The organism is Haliscomenobacter sp. (assembly GCF_965225875.1).
In the GTDB taxonomy this organism is placed as follows: Bacteria; Bacteroidota; Bacteroidia; order Chitinophagales; family Saprospiraceae; genus Haliscomenobacter.
The window spans coordinates 2,683,302-2,698,476 of the sequence record NZ_CBDDBS010000002.1; the positions used below are offsets into that span (position 1 = coordinate 2,683,302).

Genomic DNA, 15,175 nt, shown 5'->3' on the forward strand with positions numbered 1-15,175 from the left:
TATCACAAAGTTGTAAGAATATCCCTAATTTTGTGGCTAAATCATCTCAAGGAAAGTAGCAATAGCACAGCTCACACTAAAATCATCCGATGAGTCTGGCTGCTTTGCCTTGTTATAACGATCAAAATGGGGCCTGAGATATTACTCACACTTTTTTTAGTTTTATTAAACGGATTCTTCGTTGCGGCGGAATTTGCCATCGTCAAAGTCCGCATCTCACAAATTCAAGTCAAGGCAGCAAACAGTTTTACTGGGCGGATTGCGGAAAGTGTAGTCAGCAACCTGGATGGTTATCTGGCAGCAACCCAATTGGGCATCACGTTGGCCAGTTTGGGTTTGGGCTGGATTGGCGAAGATGTTATGACAAAATTGATTTTGGCCGCCATGGAAGGCCTTCGAATACAAGTAGATGAAGCCCTGGCACACCGCATAGCACTGCCCATTGCCTTTAGTGTCATCACGGTGTTGCACATTGTTTTTGGAGAATTGGCCCCCAAATCGCTGGCTATTCGTTTCCCAACTTCCACCACGCTGTATACTTCGGTACCGCTCAAGGTTTTTTACTTTGTGTTTCGCCCCTTCATTTACATCCTCAATGGCTTGGCTAATTTTATTCTGCGACTGATTGGCATTCAGCCAGTTCCGCACGCGGAAATCCACTCAGAAGACGAGCTCAAACTCATCATTGCCGAGAGTGCAGAGGGGGGGGCCATTCGTGCCTCCGAACGTGAGTTGATTCAAAATGTGTTTGACTTTGATGATCGTACGGTAAGACAGGTGCTCAAACCCCGCAACCAAATCGCGGCCATCAATGTAGCCATGCCCATCGATGAGGCAATTGACTATGCGATCCAGGAAGGGTATTCGCGGTACCCAGTGTATGAAGGCAGCATGGACAACATCATTGGCTTCATTTTGACCAAAGACCTATTGGCCACTTTGCGCAGTCAACACCGTCAGGTCGATTTTCGCAGCATGATCCGTGAATTGTTGTTCATATCATCCAGCAAAAAAATCAGCCAGGTGCTCCGCCAGTTTCAGGAGCAAAAAAACCAGATGGCCATCGTAGTCAATGAATTTGGTGGAATGGTGGGTTTGGTGACGTTGGAAGACATCATTGAAGAACTGGTGGGCGACATTCAGGATGAAACGGATACCGAAATGCCCATTGTGGAAAAAGTATCCGATAAAATTTTTCGCATCCAGGCGCAACATCCATTGGATGAAATCAATGCATTTCTACCTACCCCCCTACCTGAAAGTGAATCTTACATCACCCTGGCGGGTTTGATCATGGAACACAGTGAAGAATTACCAGAAGAAGGACAAGAATTGATCATTCATCCTTATCAGGTGCGGATCATCGATATGGTTCAGAACAGCCCATCGGTTATCGAGATGTTGGTTTTGGATGTGCCTTCGAGGGAAGGGGACGAATAAGGGCAGGTATAAGCGGATAATTTGTTTTCAAACATTATCTTTGCGCCCAAATCCTCTAAAAATGCTCAATAAGTCTAAGCTCCAGACAATCAGCACTACAAAATACCCTTTCAATTTTAGTGGCTATTTTGGCCATGGCCTACACCTGTTTGGCCGTGAGGCAGGCCAGTTTGTAGGGTATACCTTGATCCATTTGCTGCTCTTTTTATTGGTTCGAACCTTTGCCCAGGAAGCCATTTATTACCTGTTGGTCGTTTTGCCTTCATTCTTGTCCGGCTATTACATTGTAGCCCGCGATATTGATCAGGATGAAGACGTCCCCTTCAGTCGGTTTTTTGCGGGTTATTACCATGCGCCGGGTTTGTTGGTTATTGGTGGAATCATCCTATTAGGCTGCGGCATTCTGAGTATTCCTTTTCTCTACTTTGAGCCGGGTGTACATTTGGTTGACTGGACTTATACCCGTTTTTTAATCGCCTTGTACCTCACCCTGGGGGCTTATCCATTGTTGTTACCCGTGGTCTTTTTTTACAGCTTTTTTCGCTGGGCGCCCATGCTGTATCTTTTTTCCAAAATGAGCATTCCTGAGGCCTTGATCATGAGTTGGAAGCTGGTTAAACCACGTTGGTTTTTGCACTTTCTGTTTACCATTGTGCTGGCAATTATTGGTGCTCATTTCTCCATGTATCTATTTTACGTGTTGAGCCTCTTTTTGGTAGGCGTAACAGCCTGTATCGATTATGCGTCCTTTGCCCAAATTACGGAAGAAGCACAGGAAAAGGTTTCGACAACGGAAGACTCCGAGCCAGAAGCACAGCCCGAACCTACTGCCGCTGCATTAATCCCTGAAAAATCAGTCCCCCCAATAGCCCAACTGCCAGTAGAAGCACCTCGGGCAGTTGCTTCCGAAAACAGTGTGATCGATACAGAAGATGACCTTTGGCATGTACCAGATGAAAAAGAGGTCAGAACAAAGTTTGAATTATTGCTCAACCGGAAGTCTCGTTTGGACATCAAAGGCTATTTCGGCAAATCTTTTCGGCTATTTTCCGACGACATCGGGAATTTTATCCCTTATACCTTTGTCGTGCTCTTCACCCTTTTGCTTACTCGTTTGGTTGGGTCGGTCGGCATTATTGCCAATATGTTGCTGGCAAACCAACTCATTGCCGGCTATTTTGTCGCCGGAGCTTCTTTGGAAAGGGGGCACAAAAAGGGAATCGGCACTTATTTTGCCGCCTTTGAATTTGTACAAACCATTGGCCTGTTTAGTCTGATCCAGTTTTTGGTCAACTTCATCTTGTTTTTACCTTTTTTATTTACGGTAGGGCGCAACCTGTTTCGCTTCGACCTGATTGGGCATGAGGCCTATCCCTATTGGTCATTTTTATTGCTGGTGCCTTTGATTTATTTGAGTATGGCCTGGCGTTGGGCACCCGCGCTGATGATCTTTTACCACATGAGGTTGTGGGAGGCGATGGAAACGAGTCGGAAATTGATTTCCCGCAATATATTTGGGCAATTGATCCATGTTTTGCTCATTACGTTACCTTTGCTGATCCCAATTATCGTTAATTTGTTAGGTGTCAGCTTTCAACCAGGAGCATATAGTTTGCTTTTTTTACTGCTGATTGGCTACAGTTTTGGAGCTGACTATTTTGCTTTTGCAGATGAGGTAGACTTGTTTGAAGAAACCGATTCTGAAAAACTGGATCTCCTCGACCATTTTATTGAAACGAAAGAATAAGCAGCAACGGGTTGCTACTTATTCCTTCGTTCAGACCTATTCTCCCTTCAAACTCTCCACCGGGTTTCGGATGGCCGCTTTCAAACTCTGAAAACTCACTGTCAACAGCGCGATCCCCACAGCCATGACTCCCGCCAGGGCGAAGACCCACCATTCCAACTGGACCCGGTACGCAAAATTGTCCAACCATTTGCGCAAACCCCACCAGGCAATTGGGCTGCCAATAAGAATGGCAATACCCACCAAAAGCACAAAATCCCGCGAAAGCATCAAGACAATGCTGCTGATACTGGCACCTAACACCTTGCGTACCCCAATTTCCTTGGTGCGTTGTTCGGCGGTAAAGGTGGCTAGGCCCAGCAGGCCCAAGCAAGAAATTAACACTGCAATGGCCGCTGCGGTATTGACCAGGGTTGCCAGTTTTTGCTCACGGCTATAGAGTTGATCAATGGCATGGTCTAAAAAAGTGTATTCAAATTTCTTATCATCTGGGTAAACCGCGTTCCAGGTGCTTTGAATTTTGGACAGCGTAGCCTGGAGGTCGCTCATATTTTGCCCTGCCACACTTAGTTTGATACCCAAACCACCCGACATATTGGGAATATAGGCAATGAAAGTGGGCTTGATCCGCTGGTGCATGGTATTTTCATGAAAATCGGCCACCACGCCAACCACCGGGTAATCCCGGCCATTAAGATTGAGCAATTGCCCGATTGCTTCAGCCTCCTGTTTAAAGCCCATCATTTTGGCCAAACTTTGGTTGATCACCAATTCCCTGAGCGTATCACTGGGGTAGTAATTGCGGCCTGCCATCAGTTTGAGTTGGTACATGGGAATGAAATTGGCATCTCCAATTTTGGCGGATACTTCAATTTCTTTTTTCCCTTCTCGATTGTAGGTAAGTTTGGTCAAGGCATAGTTCTGACTCAAGGGTGCCGCCCACTGCGTAGCCACTTGCTTTACCCCAGCAATTTGGCGCACTTTTTCGGCCAACACCAAACTTTTTTCGCCTCTCGGCGTGTTGAGCGTAATGATCTGATCGGTCGAAAAACCCAAATCTTTGTTGCGCATAAAGTTCAACTGCCGCCCCACCATCAGGGTTCCAATGATGAAAATCAGGGACACGGTAAACTGGAAAACGATAAGCCCCCTGCGCAGAAAACTCCTCGAAGAACCAGCCAATGCTGTAGCTCCTTTCAGGGCAATGGCCGGGCGATAAGCCGATAAAATGATGGCCGGATAAAAACCCGCCAAAAAAACTGTAACCAGGGTAATGCCCAACAAGTACAACAGGACCGTCGGGTTAAAAAGGGTAAAATGAATACCCGCAGGAATAAAGGATTGAAAAATGTGCAAAATGGGGTTGGCCATGATTAAGGCCACAACCAAAGCGATCAAGGTCAAAATCAAGGTTTCACTCATAAATTGCCCAATTAAACTCCATCGGCTACTGCCCAAAACCTTGCGCATCCCTACTTCCCGCGAGCGCTGGCTGGCCTGAGCTGTAGACAAATTGATGAAGTTGATGGCAGCAATGATCAGGATGAACAGAGCCACTCCTGCCAAGCCATACAAAGTGGGCAAGTGGGCCTTTCGGGAATAATTGTCCATAAAAGCAGGATTGAAATGCAGGTCAGACAAGGGCTGCAGTTGCAAATCCACTACAAAATCGCCAGTTCCTGCTTTGGGGCCAAAATGGCGTTTGCCAAAAGCGCTGAGCTGGGCGCTTATTTGCGCTTCAGGGGTTTTGGGGGCAAGTTTGACAAACAGTTGCGAAGCCGACCAAATGTCATTCCACTCGTCCAGATTGATTTCGTTTTTCAATCGACTGGCCCGGATGGTCGGTGCAGAGATAAAGTCCGTAAAGCCCAAATCCGTGCGTTCCGTCCAGGGCGCAATGATGCCACTCACGGTCGTACGAATGGAATCCCGGTAAATGAGTTCGCGGCCAATAAAAGACTGGGGGTCGCCTGTTCCAAAGTAAAACCGAGCCTTGGGTTCAGTCAAGACTACCCGATAAGGCTCGTTCAAAGCCCCTTCGGGATCACCTGCCAGCCAATGGTATTTGAAGATGTTGAAATAGCTTTGTTCGGCAACAATGATTTGGGCGGGGTCTTTATCCATGTCCCGTCCGGGGAAAACTTTATCGGCTTTCCCTTGCTGGAGCACTACAACATTGCTTTCCAGGTTGTGAAAAGAAGCAACAGTTTCTAAATCCTTCACTTCTTCGCGTAGGCTGGCAGGTACGGCCCGAGGTACAAAACCGATGGGGTTAAAGGTGTTCTCCTTGCCAAATTTAGCTTGCCCCACCACGCGATAAATGCGCTCCTGATCGGGGTGAAAACGATCAAAACTCAGTTCAAAATGAATGATCACTCCCAATACCAAACATGCGCTAATGCCCAGGGTGAGACCAAGTAGATTGATGGCGGCGGTAGCTTTGTGGTTCCAAAGCTTGCGCCAAGCGATTTTTAATTGATTTTGCAACATAGCCGGATGAAATAAGGGTGTGTTAGAATAAGGTTGGGGTTTTCGTTTGAGGGCGAAGGGTTTGAGGAAACTCAGTACGGACCAGATGTACTGTTGCCGGGCACTGCGCAATCCAAATAACTGCACCTGCCGTTGGAATCGTTCGTACAAGTCCCCCTGGATTTCTTCGAGCAGGTGGGGCGCACAAAAAAACTCCAATAGCCGGTCGGCCCACCGGGGTGGTTCAGGAATTTTTGCACTCATAGGTCAAAGGCAATTGAAGGCAAGGAATTGGGCGGAATTGAACTCCACAAACGCTCGCGCACCGAACGGATTTCGTGCAGGGTTTGACTGCCCTGGGCAGTGACGGAAAAAAGGCGTTTGCGCCGGCCTCCCCTTTCAGCTGTTGCATCGCCGAGGTAGGAACTCAACATGCCTTTTTCTTCCAGTCGATGTAAGGCGGCGTGCACTGCGCTCAAACTGACGCTGCGTCCCGATTGTTCGTCGAGTTCATTGTTAATAGAAACGCCGTACGCCCCTTCACCCAACACGGCAACAGTCAGCAAAACGATCTCTTCAAATTCTCCCAGATAAGTTCTTCGCATGATTTCATCATTATATCAACTTTTGTAGAACAAATGACATGCCAAAAAATCAAGCTGCTAATAGTGAGGCAAATAGGCGTGTAAGCAATTTTAATTTGACCGAATGTGGACAGTAGCTTGTGCGGGAATGGACGAAATCGCTTGCGGGGGTGATTTGGCAGGGGTGGGCCACACTACTGGCCATTTTGCTCGGAGGACATGAATAGCCGCTGGCTAAAGAAGGCGCATCAATTCAAGGTTCCATAGATCAAACAATTTGAAACCTCCAGGCTTCAGCCTGCAAGGCGATTGAATAGCCCCAGGCTTCAGCCTGGGGATTACGGTAATCGCTCTCTTTTGGGCTTTAGCCCAACTCTTTGAACACCTTATGAATATTGGGCTAAAGCCCAGATCGGGGGGCATTACGCCAACCCCAGGCTAAAGCCAGGGGCTATTCAATCATTATTCAGGCTAAAGCCTGGAGGTTTTCGATTATCTTCCAAGCTGATGAAGTTTTTAGAATAAAGTGTCTCTAAATGAGCCAGAAATTGAGAAAAGCTAGCAGCTACAAAAGGTCGTTTATTTCCAAAAATTGCATAAGCCAGGGGCTATTCATGTCCTCCACGTCTGAAAAACAAAAATATCCATTAGTGTAGGCTTAGCCTTATTTCCCTTTCCCCCTTTCAGGATTCTCTTTTAAAAACGCTCCCCAATCATTGTATTTTTTCCCGGCACCGCCAAAGGGCGAGCGCGACTGATAATAATGGCAAACCGCTGCAGCGAGTGCATCCGTCGCATCCAGGTACTGCCCGTCGAGGTTTACTTTCAGGGTGTTTTGCAACATGGCGGCTACCTGTTCTTTGGCTGCGTTGCCATTTCCTGTAACGGATTGTTTGATTTTTTTAGGCGAGTATTCCGTGATTTCCAAACCTTTGGTGATGGCCGCTGCCATGGCCACCCCTTGTGCACGGCCCAATTTGAGCATGGACTGGGGGTTTTTGCCAAAAAAAGGCGCTTCAATGGCCAGGTAGCGGGGGCCATATTGGGAAATGATGCTGGTGATGCGTTCAAATATGCGCTGGAGTTTTTGGGGATGGTCTTCAAACTGTTTGAGGTAAACCACTCCAATGTCCACCGGGAGCAGCACGTCTCCCTTGACCTCCAGAATGGCGTAACCTAAGATGTTCGTGCCTGGATCGACGCCCAAAATGCGGTAAGTTTCCAATTTTTCTGCCACCCTTGCTGATTTTGCTGCAAAGTAGAACTATTTTTACGCTAATGCAAATTAATTAAAACTCTTTGTTTTGTTCAAGAACACTCGTAATACTTCGCCATTCTGGGTTTTGTTCCGCTATTTACTGGCATTGGCGATCATATGGGGTTTGTACACCGAACTTTTTCGCCGCAACAACTTTGACGAACTTTGGGGGCTTTTTCGCCAAAGCCTATCGGGAACTGCCTTGGTCTATCTGCTTTTGTGTTGCTTTTTAATGCCGTTTAACTGGCTGCTCGAAACCTTCAAGTGGAGGGTATTCACCCAACCCTGGAGTGGGATGCCTTTCAGCCAAAGTTGGCATGCCGTTTTAGCTGGAGTAGCTGCATCAATGCTCCTTCCCAACCGCAGTGGAGATTATCTGGGGCGCTGGTTGGTGGCTCCAAAGGGGCAAAAAGCCCAAATTATGTTGGCGACCATCGCCAGCAATTATTGCCAGTTTTTGGTGTTGTTGGGAATGGGTTTCCCGTCTTTGTTGTGGCTGGGGTATTACACCAAAAATTCGCCTATTGAGCAGACCGGGCTTTTTTTAAGCTTCATCATCGTACTATTTGTAGGCCTGCTCTTATTGGGCGTAGTGGTGATTCCCCAATTGTTGCATCATTATGCGGACCGGATCAGGGCTGGAGCCTGGCAGGGCTTTTTCAAATTTTTACAAATGCCCCTACAACAGGGCCTGGAGATCACGGAGCGCTACAGCTGGCGCACTTTTGCGTCTGGTTTTGGTTTTGCCTGGCTGCGCTATGGCTTGTACTGCATCCAGTATTACGCCATTTTGCGTTTTTATGGCATTGATTTGCCTCTGGATGCGGCGCTGGCCGGGGTTGGCAGCATTTATTTGCTACAGACCGCGATCCCGTTGCCGCCGGTGCTGGCTTTGTTGGCCAGGGGTGAAATTGCGCTGCTGATTTGGGGCATTTGGGGGGCCAATGCCCTGAGCATTCTGGCGGCCTCTTATACCTTGTTCGTACTAAATTTAGCCTTCCCGGCGTTACTTGGTTTGTTTTACATCGTCAAAAAATGGTAAAAATCGAACCTTGAATCCGGTTTTTGCTGTTTAAATGAAATTAAAAGAGTGATTGACAAAATTTGGGCAAAGCAAAAAATGACGGATGATGCCGGGTTGTAGAGACGCACGGCCGTGCGTCTCTACAGTGCGTTGCGCCCATTTTATCATGCACTTAAATCAAAACGATAAGTCTATGTTTCTCTCCAGGATGATGAAAATTGCTGCCGTTCCTCTCTTGCTGGGCTTGAGCGCCTTCCGCAGCCCGCAGTCCGAAAGTGTACCCAACCACATCCCCATGTATGGAGGGGATCAATGTGACATGGACAACCAAGTGTTCAAGCATGGGGAAGAAATGGTCTACAAGGTTTTTTACAACTGGAATTTCATCTGGATGTCGGCTGGCGAGGTGACTTTTAAGGTGGAAGACATGGGTGACCGCTACCATTTTTCGGCACATGGTGGCACGTACAAGGGTTACGATGCCTTTTTCAAGGTGCGCGACAAGTATGATGCCTATGTGGACAAAAAGACCCTGCTGCCCATTACTTCGGTACGTGAAGTAAACGAGGGCAAATACACCTTGTACGATCGTTTGTCTTTTGATCGGGAAAATGGCAAGGTAAAATCCCTGCGTGGCAAAACCAAGGATGTTGCCCAAGTCACAGAATACGACACAGATTCTTGCATCCACGATATTTTGTCGATGGTGTATTGCGCCCGCAACCTCAATTATGAACAAATGAAGCCAGGGCAAGACTTCCCCATCAAAATTTTTATCGATAAAAAAACCTGGCCCTTGAAGGTGAATTACAAAGGTAAATTTGCCAATAAAAAAATTCGGGGCCTGGGGCATTTCAATACCGTAGCCATTAACCCGGAGGTGATCAAAGGCTACATTTTTAAAGAAAGTTCCAACCTGACCATCTGGGCAACTGATGACAAAAACCGTTTGCCTTTGATGATCGAGTCGCCTATTTCAATTGGGTCTGTGAAGGTGATCCTGAAAAGTTACAAGGGAGTTCGTTATCCGGTTAGTTCCAAAGTGAAGGATAAAAACGACGGTGAAGAAATCAGCCCTGAAGATGAAGAGAAATAAAAGCCGATTTTGTTTCCGTTCCTGAGCATTGTTTACCTTTGGAATAAAAAATACACTATGCTGCGTCGCTTGTTGCTTGTTTTGGGACTAATTGTGGTTTTTGCTGCCGGGTTTTGGATTGCGAGAGCTGTTTTTAAACCCAAAGAACACGTAGTCACCCAAGCGGAAGCTTCGGTACTACTGGAAAAAATGCAAACCGTAGCCAAACTGGTCACGGTAGAAGGCTATTTCACTGAATTGTACAGCCACAAGGACTACTGGCGCTACGACTGGTGGATCTTTAGGAAGAAAGCCCTGTTGCGGGTAAAAGCGCGGGTATCAGTGGGCTACAACCTGGAGGGCCTAGACATTAAGGCAGATACCGCCACCAAAACCATCACCATCCGCAACATTCCCAAAGAACCCGAAATCATTTCCATCGATCACAGCATCGATTATTACGACATTTCGGAGAGTTCCTTCAATACCTTCACCCCCGAAGACTACAACAAACTCAATAAAAAAGCCCGCGACTTGATTGAACAAAAAGCGAAGGAAAGCGATTTGATTAAACAGGCTCGTGCACAAGGCATTGAAATCATTGACTTGATCCAATTCATTGGCGAAAGCGCGGGCTGGACAGTCCAGCAAGAGTCTGCAGTTCCAAAACCGAAGGTGGAGACTCCGGCGGCTAAACCAATCGATTAAACTATGACTGGAGCGTTTCGGGTTGCCCGCTTTTTCAACATACCAGTGCGGGTACATTGGAGTTTTTTTGTGCTGGTATTGGGTTATGTTCTCTACGCTGGATTCGATACCGACTGGGACAAAATGGCCATGTTATGGTCGGGAATTTTTGTGCTGGTGCTGTTTTTTTTAGTGGTTTTACACGAGTTTGGGCACGCACTTACCGCCCGACTGTATGGGGTCAATACTCGGGACATCATTCTATTGCCCATAGGTGGAGTTGCCCGTTTGGATCATTTGCCCGAAAAACCCGCGCATGAGTTTTGGGTGGCAATTGCCGGGCCCCTGGTCAATGTTGCCCTCGCTATACTTTTTAGTCTTTATTTGTTCAGATTCACCCCCGATCAACGTTGGGAAATCATGAATGGTGTCGTCTTTGCCAAAGGCAATTTTTTTCTCGACACCTACACCAATCTGGATCGTTTCATCTTTTTCATGGCCTGGCTAAATGTCATTTTAGCCACTTTCAACCTTATCCCTGCTTTCCCGATGGACGGGGGAAGAATTTTACGGGCTTTACTCTCTATCGGATTGGGGCGCCTGAACGCCACTCTGATTGCAGCGCGAATTGGTCAGTTAATGGCACTAGGGATGATCACTTGGGGCGTTCAGGGTATCTGGGCTGCCGGGCCAATCAATCCCATGTACGTCCTGATTGGCTTGTTTATCTTGTTTACTGCTGAAAACGAATACCGTTCTGTGCGAATGGAGGACATGGTCAGTAAGATCAAAGTGAATGAACTGATGCGGGGTAACTTTTCCCGGATTTACCTCGACGACAGCATCGAGGACGTTTTGAAGGTTTACGCCCTTGGTTTGGAAAGAAATTTTTTGGTCTTTGATCAATGGCAAAACCTGATGGGCGTATTGCCGGAGTTCAAGTTGCTGGATGCCCGTAAAAAGAAAGATTTGCAGGCGACTGTAAGCAAATACATGTTGTCGGATATTTATCCTTTGGTCAGTGCTGAAAATTTGCGTAGCGCCTTTGGTGTTCTACAGGTTTCAGACGCCGGTGCCATGCCCGTTTACAACCCCTGGAATCGGCTGGTCGGGGTACTGGATGAACATCAGTTTGCTCAGGATTTGAAGAAGAGGATGAAGGACCGGAAATGGTTCGGTAAAACCCCGTAGAGGCGACCCTATGTGGTCGCCAATCCAATAGGGGCGATCCTACATAGGGTCGCCCGTACAATAGGGGCGACCACATAGGGTCGCCCGTACAGGTTATCCTTGTATTTTCGCATACGTTTCTGCCCCACCATACAAGACATCAATCACTCCAGGTTGCCGCAAAAAATCGTGGGGGAATCCCAACTCAATCCGGCTCAATTCATTCAAATGAGCCATGATCTCATCAGTCAATTCCAGGTTTGCTGCCCCGAGGCAATCTTCCAGTTGGGCTGCTTTGGTGGCCCCCACGATAGGAATCACCGCTTTCCCCTGCTCCATCGTCCATCGAATGGCGACTTGCGCAGGCGATGCACCTAATTTTTCCGCAGCATCTACAACTTCCTGAGCGATGCGGTTGGCATAATCGGCCCGCCGTGCACTGGCTTCGGGTAGGCGGCCTTGTTCGCCCCGCAAGTATTTCCCGGTCAATGCTCCACCTGCCAAAGGCGCCCAAGGGGTAACGGCCATTCCAAAAGCATTGGCCATTGGCAACAAGTCGCGCTCAGGGGTACGTTGCAGCAAGCTGTACTCCACCTGCAAGGCTACAAATTTGGACCAACCCCGCCATTCAGCCAGCGTATTGGCCTGGGATACAATCCAGGCAGGCGTGTCAGAAATGCCGATGTAGTGCACTTTGCCCTGGGCCACCAGGTCATCCAGGCCACGCATGACTTCCTCTACCGGGGTCAGGCCGTCCCAGGCGTGTACCCAGAGCAGGTCGATGAACTCCGTATTCAAACGTTTGAGGCTACCCTCTACGGAGCGCATCATGTTCTTGCGGGAGTTGCCTGCAAAATTGGGATCCCCGGTACCATCGCGCAAAGAGTATTTGGTAGCCACCACAAAGTGGTCGCGGTTATCGGCAATGAATTCACCCAGCCATTTTTCAGAGGTGCCTTCGGTGTATCGGTTGGCGGTATCCACAAAATTGCCACCTGCGTTGGCATAGGTATCGAAGATTTGTTTGGAGGTATCGTAATCAGCGCCCCATTTCCACTCCTGGCCAAAGCCCATGGTGCCGAGGCAAAGTTCGGAAACGCGCAGGCCGCTGCGACCTAGTAGTTTGTATTTCATGATGCTTGTATTCTAAAAAATCAGGAAGATGATCTAATAAAACCCTCATAGCTGTAGAAAAGTTGAACAATCAGTACTCTTCTCCCCACACTACTGACATTTTGCTCGGAGGACATGAATAGCCCCAGGCTTCAGCCTGGGGTTGTCATAATACCCTCTGATTTGGGCTTTAGCCCTAACTTAAAAATCAAGGCTGTGGCTAAAGCCGAATCAAAAGGGGGCTCCATCACCCCAGGCTGAAGCCTGGGGCTATTCATGTCCTCCGTGTCTGAAAAACAAAAATGTCCAGTAGCGTTCTTCTCCCCATAAATGAGGATATTTCACAAACCCCTCGAAGGGATGGTTTTTGACAGTTCAGGATGGCCTTACTTTGTATCATCAAACGCATCTTGATCCACTTAAAAACCAAAGCCATGAAAAACCTGATCATCTTCGCCGCCTTGTTCGCCCTTTGTTTTTTCAACAGCTGTGATTTATCTGGCACTTATTCTACCAACACGGAAAACAGCACCCAGCTCAGCCCTGAAGACGCTCAAGTGGCAGCCATCAAGCAAAAATTGGCTGAAAAACAGGAATTGGGGGAAATTACCGATGAGCAGGCTGCGGCTTTATTGCTGTTGATTTTGGCCGCCATTGCTGAAAATGCAGGTGCGGCGGATGCGGCTTCCACAAATTTCAGCCCAGAGGTAGGTAATTCTGGCTATAGCGAAGATGAAGTCATGGACATGGTAATCGATCACTCAATCAATCCCGCGGGGACAATCGACTACAACTATTGACTTTTATGATCCCAAAGACAGTTGTTCAAAAATATCATCTACATCATCAAAAGACTTTATCCCAGTTTTTTCTTCTTCTCCGCCTAATAAGTTAAGTCCGGCGGGTTGTAGGTAGTCCAGCATTTCTTTGACTTCGCTGGCCTGAACGCCAATCCCCAACAAGATTGGGTAACGCTGGCAAAAATCGCGCAAGATTTCTGGACTCAACATTTCCCCTTTTTGGACCTCAGCCCAAGTAAACCCACCTTTGTCAAAATTGAGCAAAAAACAACTGGCATGCGGCGAAAAATGGCTCAACATGAACTCAATGTCTCCCGCGCTGCTCGATTTTTCGATCACGATTTCCTTGATCACGGGTAGTTCGTTGGACAAATCCATCACCGTAGTCAAATCGGTAAACATGCCTACCTGCACTGCGTCCAGCTGCAACTCCGCCGCCTGGTGCAAAATATCTTCCTTGCTGCTCAGGCTAAATTCGCCCACAATTTTTGGCCCTTCTACCCATTCCCGCATGGCTGCCACCTGTAAGGGGCTAATGGCATTTTCTTCACCTTGACTCAGGTTGAAGCCCAGCCATTCCACTTCCCAGGCTGAAAAATAACGCGCATCGGTGAGGTTGGTAATCGATCCCGCCTTGATTTTGATGGCCGACATGTTGACAAATTTGGCGGCGAAGATAGTTGAAAAAATGGCTTTCGGTTTACCTTTGTATGGCGCAAAAAATTACTTCCCGATTTTTTTAGAGGCTTTTGAATAGGAAGCTCACTCGAAATGAAGCATTCGACTTCCTATTCAAAACCCAAATCGGGAAGTTAATTTTTCTGCGTTAATTTGTACCTAAAGACAATGCAACATGAACACAAAAACCATTGCCATCGGCTGTGATCACGCCGGGTTTCCTTTTAAAGACCTGATCAAAAAGCTGTTGATCGCCAAAGACATCAAGGTCATTGACCATGGTACCAACTCGTTGGATTCGGTTGATTATCCAGACTTTGTACATCCCGTGGCCAATGATGTGGAAAATGGTACGGCTGATATGGGCGTCTTGCTCTGTGGCAGTGGCAATGGGGTCGCCATTACTGCGAACAAACACCAGGGTATAAGAGCAGCCTTGTGCTGGACGGAAGAAATTGCCGCCCTGGCGCGCCAGCACAATGATGCCAACATTGTGTGCCTTCCAGTACGTTTCATCACGCCAAATCAGGCGGAAGCGATAGTAAATGCCTTTTTACATGCGGAATTTGAAGGGGGCCGACATGCTACGCGGGTAGGAAAAATAGCTTGTGTTTAGATGGTTCTTCTGCCGAGTTCAAACAGCAGAAAAGGATAGTCTATAAATGCGTTGCACTTTGCCCCACAAGAAGGGCAAAGTGCAACGTATAAGCAGTGGGGCAAAATGAACACTTGTTTTTTATCGCCCCTAAATCTTTTTTCAACAAATATTAATGCCTGCGATCCCGGCGATTTTCAGCGCGATCCCGCTTGTTTTCGCTGCGGTCTCTGCGGTTTTCAGCACGGTCACGAACATCTTCTCTCCGATCTCTTACATCTTCCATTTTGTCTCTGATGCCACCATTGTGCTGGGCATCACGTACATCCTCGGCGCGGTCGCGGCGATTTTCAGCGCGGTCACGTTTGTTCTCGGCACGGTCGGCACGGTTTTCGGCACGGTCAACTCTGTTTTCTGCTTTGTCCAGCACATTTTGTGCCTGGGTAGCAAAAGTCAACGCAAACAAGCAGGCGAATAGAACGAGTATTTTTTTCATTGTTGTAGGATTTTGAAGTTTAACAGTTGTTGATACTAC

General features: G+C 47.6%; 14 protein-coding genes. 8 read left to right on the forward strand and 6 right to left on the reverse strand.

Features of this window, described 5'->3' with window-relative positions:
- Window positions 1-126 precede the first annotated feature (126 nt).
- Both ACO08K_RS13350 and ACO08K_RS13355 read left to right on the forward strand, forming a co-directional pair.
- Window positions 127-1,440: a hemolysin family protein gene (locus ACO08K_RS13350; RefSeq protein WP_421796902.1), complete on the forward strand. Its 1,314-nt coding sequence runs from the start codon at window positions 127-129 to the stop codon at window positions 1,438-1,440.
- 61 nt (window positions 1,441-1,501) lie between these two features.
- Window positions 1,502-3,187, forward strand: a complete 1,686-nt coding sequence (locus ACO08K_RS13355) for a hypothetical protein (RefSeq protein WP_421796903.1) — start codon at window positions 1,502-1,504, stop codon at window positions 3,185-3,187.
- 36 nt (window positions 3,188-3,223) lie between these two features.
- Here ACO08K_RS13355 and ACO08K_RS13360 read toward each other — a convergent pair whose 3' ends face one another.
- The 3 genes from ACO08K_RS13360 to ruvC form a co-directional block, all read right to left on the reverse strand.
- Window positions 3,224-5,920: an FtsX-like permease family protein gene (locus ACO08K_RS13360; protein WP_421796904.1), complete on the reverse strand. Its 2,697-nt coding sequence runs from the start codon at window positions 5,918-5,920 to the stop codon at window positions 3,224-3,226.
- Window positions 5,917-6,261 (reverse strand): PadR family transcriptional regulator, encoded by a 345-nt coding sequence (locus tag ACO08K_RS13365; RefSeq protein ID WP_421796905.1) that lies wholly within the window; start codon window positions 6,259-6,261, stop codon window positions 5,917-5,919. Before ACO08K_RS13365 ends, ACO08K_RS13360 begins: the two co-directional genes overlap by 4 nt.
- Window positions 6,262-6,904: 643 nt before the next feature.
- On the reverse strand, window positions 6,905-7,477 hold the full coding sequence (gene ruvC / locus ACO08K_RS13370; RefSeq protein WP_421796906.1) for a crossover junction endodeoxyribonuclease RuvC: 573 nt from the start codon (window positions 7,475-7,477) through the stop codon (window positions 6,905-6,907).
- 67 nt (window positions 7,478-7,544) lie between these two features.
- Between ruvC and ACO08K_RS13375 the strand changes: the two genes are divergently transcribed.
- The 4 genes from ACO08K_RS13375 (at window position 7,545) to ACO08K_RS13390 (ending at window position 11,475) form a co-directional block, all read left to right on the forward strand.
- Window positions 7,545-8,540: a lysylphosphatidylglycerol synthase domain-containing protein gene (locus ACO08K_RS13375; protein WP_421796907.1), complete on the forward strand. Its 996-nt coding sequence runs from the start codon at window positions 7,545-7,547 to the stop codon at window positions 8,538-8,540.
- A 175-nt stretch (window positions 8,541-8,715) separates the two neighbouring features.
- Window positions 8,716-9,618: a DUF3108 domain-containing protein gene (locus tag ACO08K_RS13380; RefSeq protein ID WP_421796908.1), complete on the forward strand. Its 903-nt coding sequence runs from the start codon at window positions 8,716-8,718 to the stop codon at window positions 9,616-9,618.
- 57 nt (window positions 9,619-9,675) lie between these two features.
- Window positions 9,676-10,305, forward strand: coding sequence for a DUF4230 domain-containing protein (locus ACO08K_RS13385; RefSeq protein WP_421796909.1), 630 nt, complete (start codon window positions 9,676-9,678; stop codon window positions 10,303-10,305).
- Window positions 10,306-10,308: 3 nt separating this feature from the next.
- A complete protein-coding gene (locus ACO08K_RS13390) occupies window positions 10,309-11,475 on the forward strand; it encodes a site-2 protease family protein (protein ID WP_421796910.1) in 1,167 nt (388 codons plus the stop codon).
- Window positions 11,476-11,568: 93 nt separating this feature from the next.
- Here ACO08K_RS13390 and ACO08K_RS13395 read toward each other — a convergent pair whose 3' ends face one another.
- Window positions 11,569-12,588: an aldo/keto reductase gene (locus ACO08K_RS13395; RefSeq protein ID WP_421796911.1), complete on the reverse strand. Its 1,020-nt coding sequence runs from the start codon at window positions 12,586-12,588 to the stop codon at window positions 11,569-11,571.
- A 413-nt stretch (window positions 12,589-13,001) separates the two neighbouring features.
- Here ACO08K_RS13395 and ACO08K_RS13400 point away from each other — a divergent pair, with 413 nt between their 5' ends.
- Window positions 13,002-13,367: a hypothetical protein gene (locus ACO08K_RS13400; protein WP_421796912.1), complete on the forward strand. Its 366-nt coding sequence runs from the start codon at window positions 13,002-13,004 to the stop codon at window positions 13,365-13,367.
- 3 nt (window positions 13,368-13,370) lie between these two features.
- Here the strand turns inward: ACO08K_RS13400 and ACO08K_RS13405 are convergent, their stop codons facing one another.
- Window positions 13,371-14,021 carry a phosphoribosylanthranilate isomerase gene (locus ACO08K_RS13405; protein WP_421796913.1) on the reverse strand — a complete coding sequence of 217 codons (651 nt, stop codon included), beginning with the start codon at window positions 14,019-14,021 and terminating at the stop codon, window positions 13,371-13,373.
- Between the two features lie 199 nt (window positions 14,022-14,220).
- Between ACO08K_RS13405 and rpiB the strand changes: the two genes are divergently transcribed.
- Window positions 14,221-14,661, forward strand: coding sequence for a ribose 5-phosphate isomerase B (gene rpiB, locus ACO08K_RS13410; protein ID WP_421796914.1), 441 nt, complete (start codon window positions 14,221-14,223; stop codon window positions 14,659-14,661).
- A gap of 151 nt (window positions 14,662-14,812) precedes the next feature.
- On the opposite strand, the gene ACO08K_RS13415 is transcribed toward rpiB, so the two are convergent.
- Window positions 14,813-15,136, reverse strand: a complete 324-nt coding sequence (locus tag ACO08K_RS13415; protein WP_421796915.1) for a hypothetical protein — start codon at window positions 15,134-15,136, stop codon at window positions 14,813-14,815.
- Between the last annotated feature and the right edge of the window lie 39 nt (window positions 15,137-15,175).

Excerpts from the sequence above, each read along its gene's own strand:
- ACO08K_RS13350 (WP_421796902.1), top strand. The coding sequence starts at position 127 with ATGGGGCCTGAGATATTACTCACACTTTTTTTAGTTTTATTAAACGGA.
- ACO08K_RS13355 (WP_421796903.1), top strand. The coding sequence starts at position 1,502 with ATGCTCAATAAGTCTAAGCTCCAGACAATCAGCACTACAAAATACCCT.
- ACO08K_RS13360 (WP_421796904.1), bottom strand. The coding sequence starts at position 5,920 with ATGAGTGCAAAAATTCCTGAACCACCCCGGTGGGCCGACCGGCTATTG.
- ACO08K_RS13365 (WP_421796905.1), bottom strand. The coding sequence starts at position 6,261 with ATGCGAAGAACTTATCTGGGAGAATTTGAAGAGATCGTTTTGCTGACT.
- ACO08K_RS13380 (WP_421796908.1), top strand. The coding sequence starts at position 8,716 with ATGTTTCTCTCCAGGATGATGAAAATTGCTGCCGTTCCTCTCTTGCTG.
- ACO08K_RS13385 (WP_421796909.1), top strand. The coding sequence starts at position 9,676 with ATGCTGCGTCGCTTGTTGCTTGTTTTGGGACTAATTGTGGTTTTTGCT.
- ACO08K_RS13390 (WP_421796910.1), top strand. The coding sequence starts at position 10,309 with ATGACTGGAGCGTTTCGGGTTGCCCGCTTTTTCAACATACCAGTGCGG.
- ACO08K_RS13395 (WP_421796911.1), bottom strand. The coding sequence starts at position 12,588 with ATGAAATACAAACTACTAGGTCGCAGCGGCCTGCGCGTTTCCGAACTT.
- ACO08K_RS13400 (WP_421796912.1), top strand. The coding sequence starts at position 13,002 with ATGAAAAACCTGATCATCTTCGCCGCCTTGTTCGCCCTTTGTTTTTTC.
- ACO08K_RS13405 (WP_421796913.1), bottom strand. The coding sequence starts at position 14,021 with ATGTCGGCCATCAAAATCAAGGCGGGATCGATTACCAACCTCACCGAT.
- rpiB (WP_421796914.1), top strand. The coding sequence starts at position 14,221 with ATGAACACAAAAACCATTGCCATCGGCTGTGATCACGCCGGGTTTCCT.
- ACO08K_RS13415 (WP_421796915.1), bottom strand. The coding sequence starts at position 15,136 with ATGAAAAAAATACTCGTTCTATTCGCCTGCTTGTTTGCGTTGACTTTT.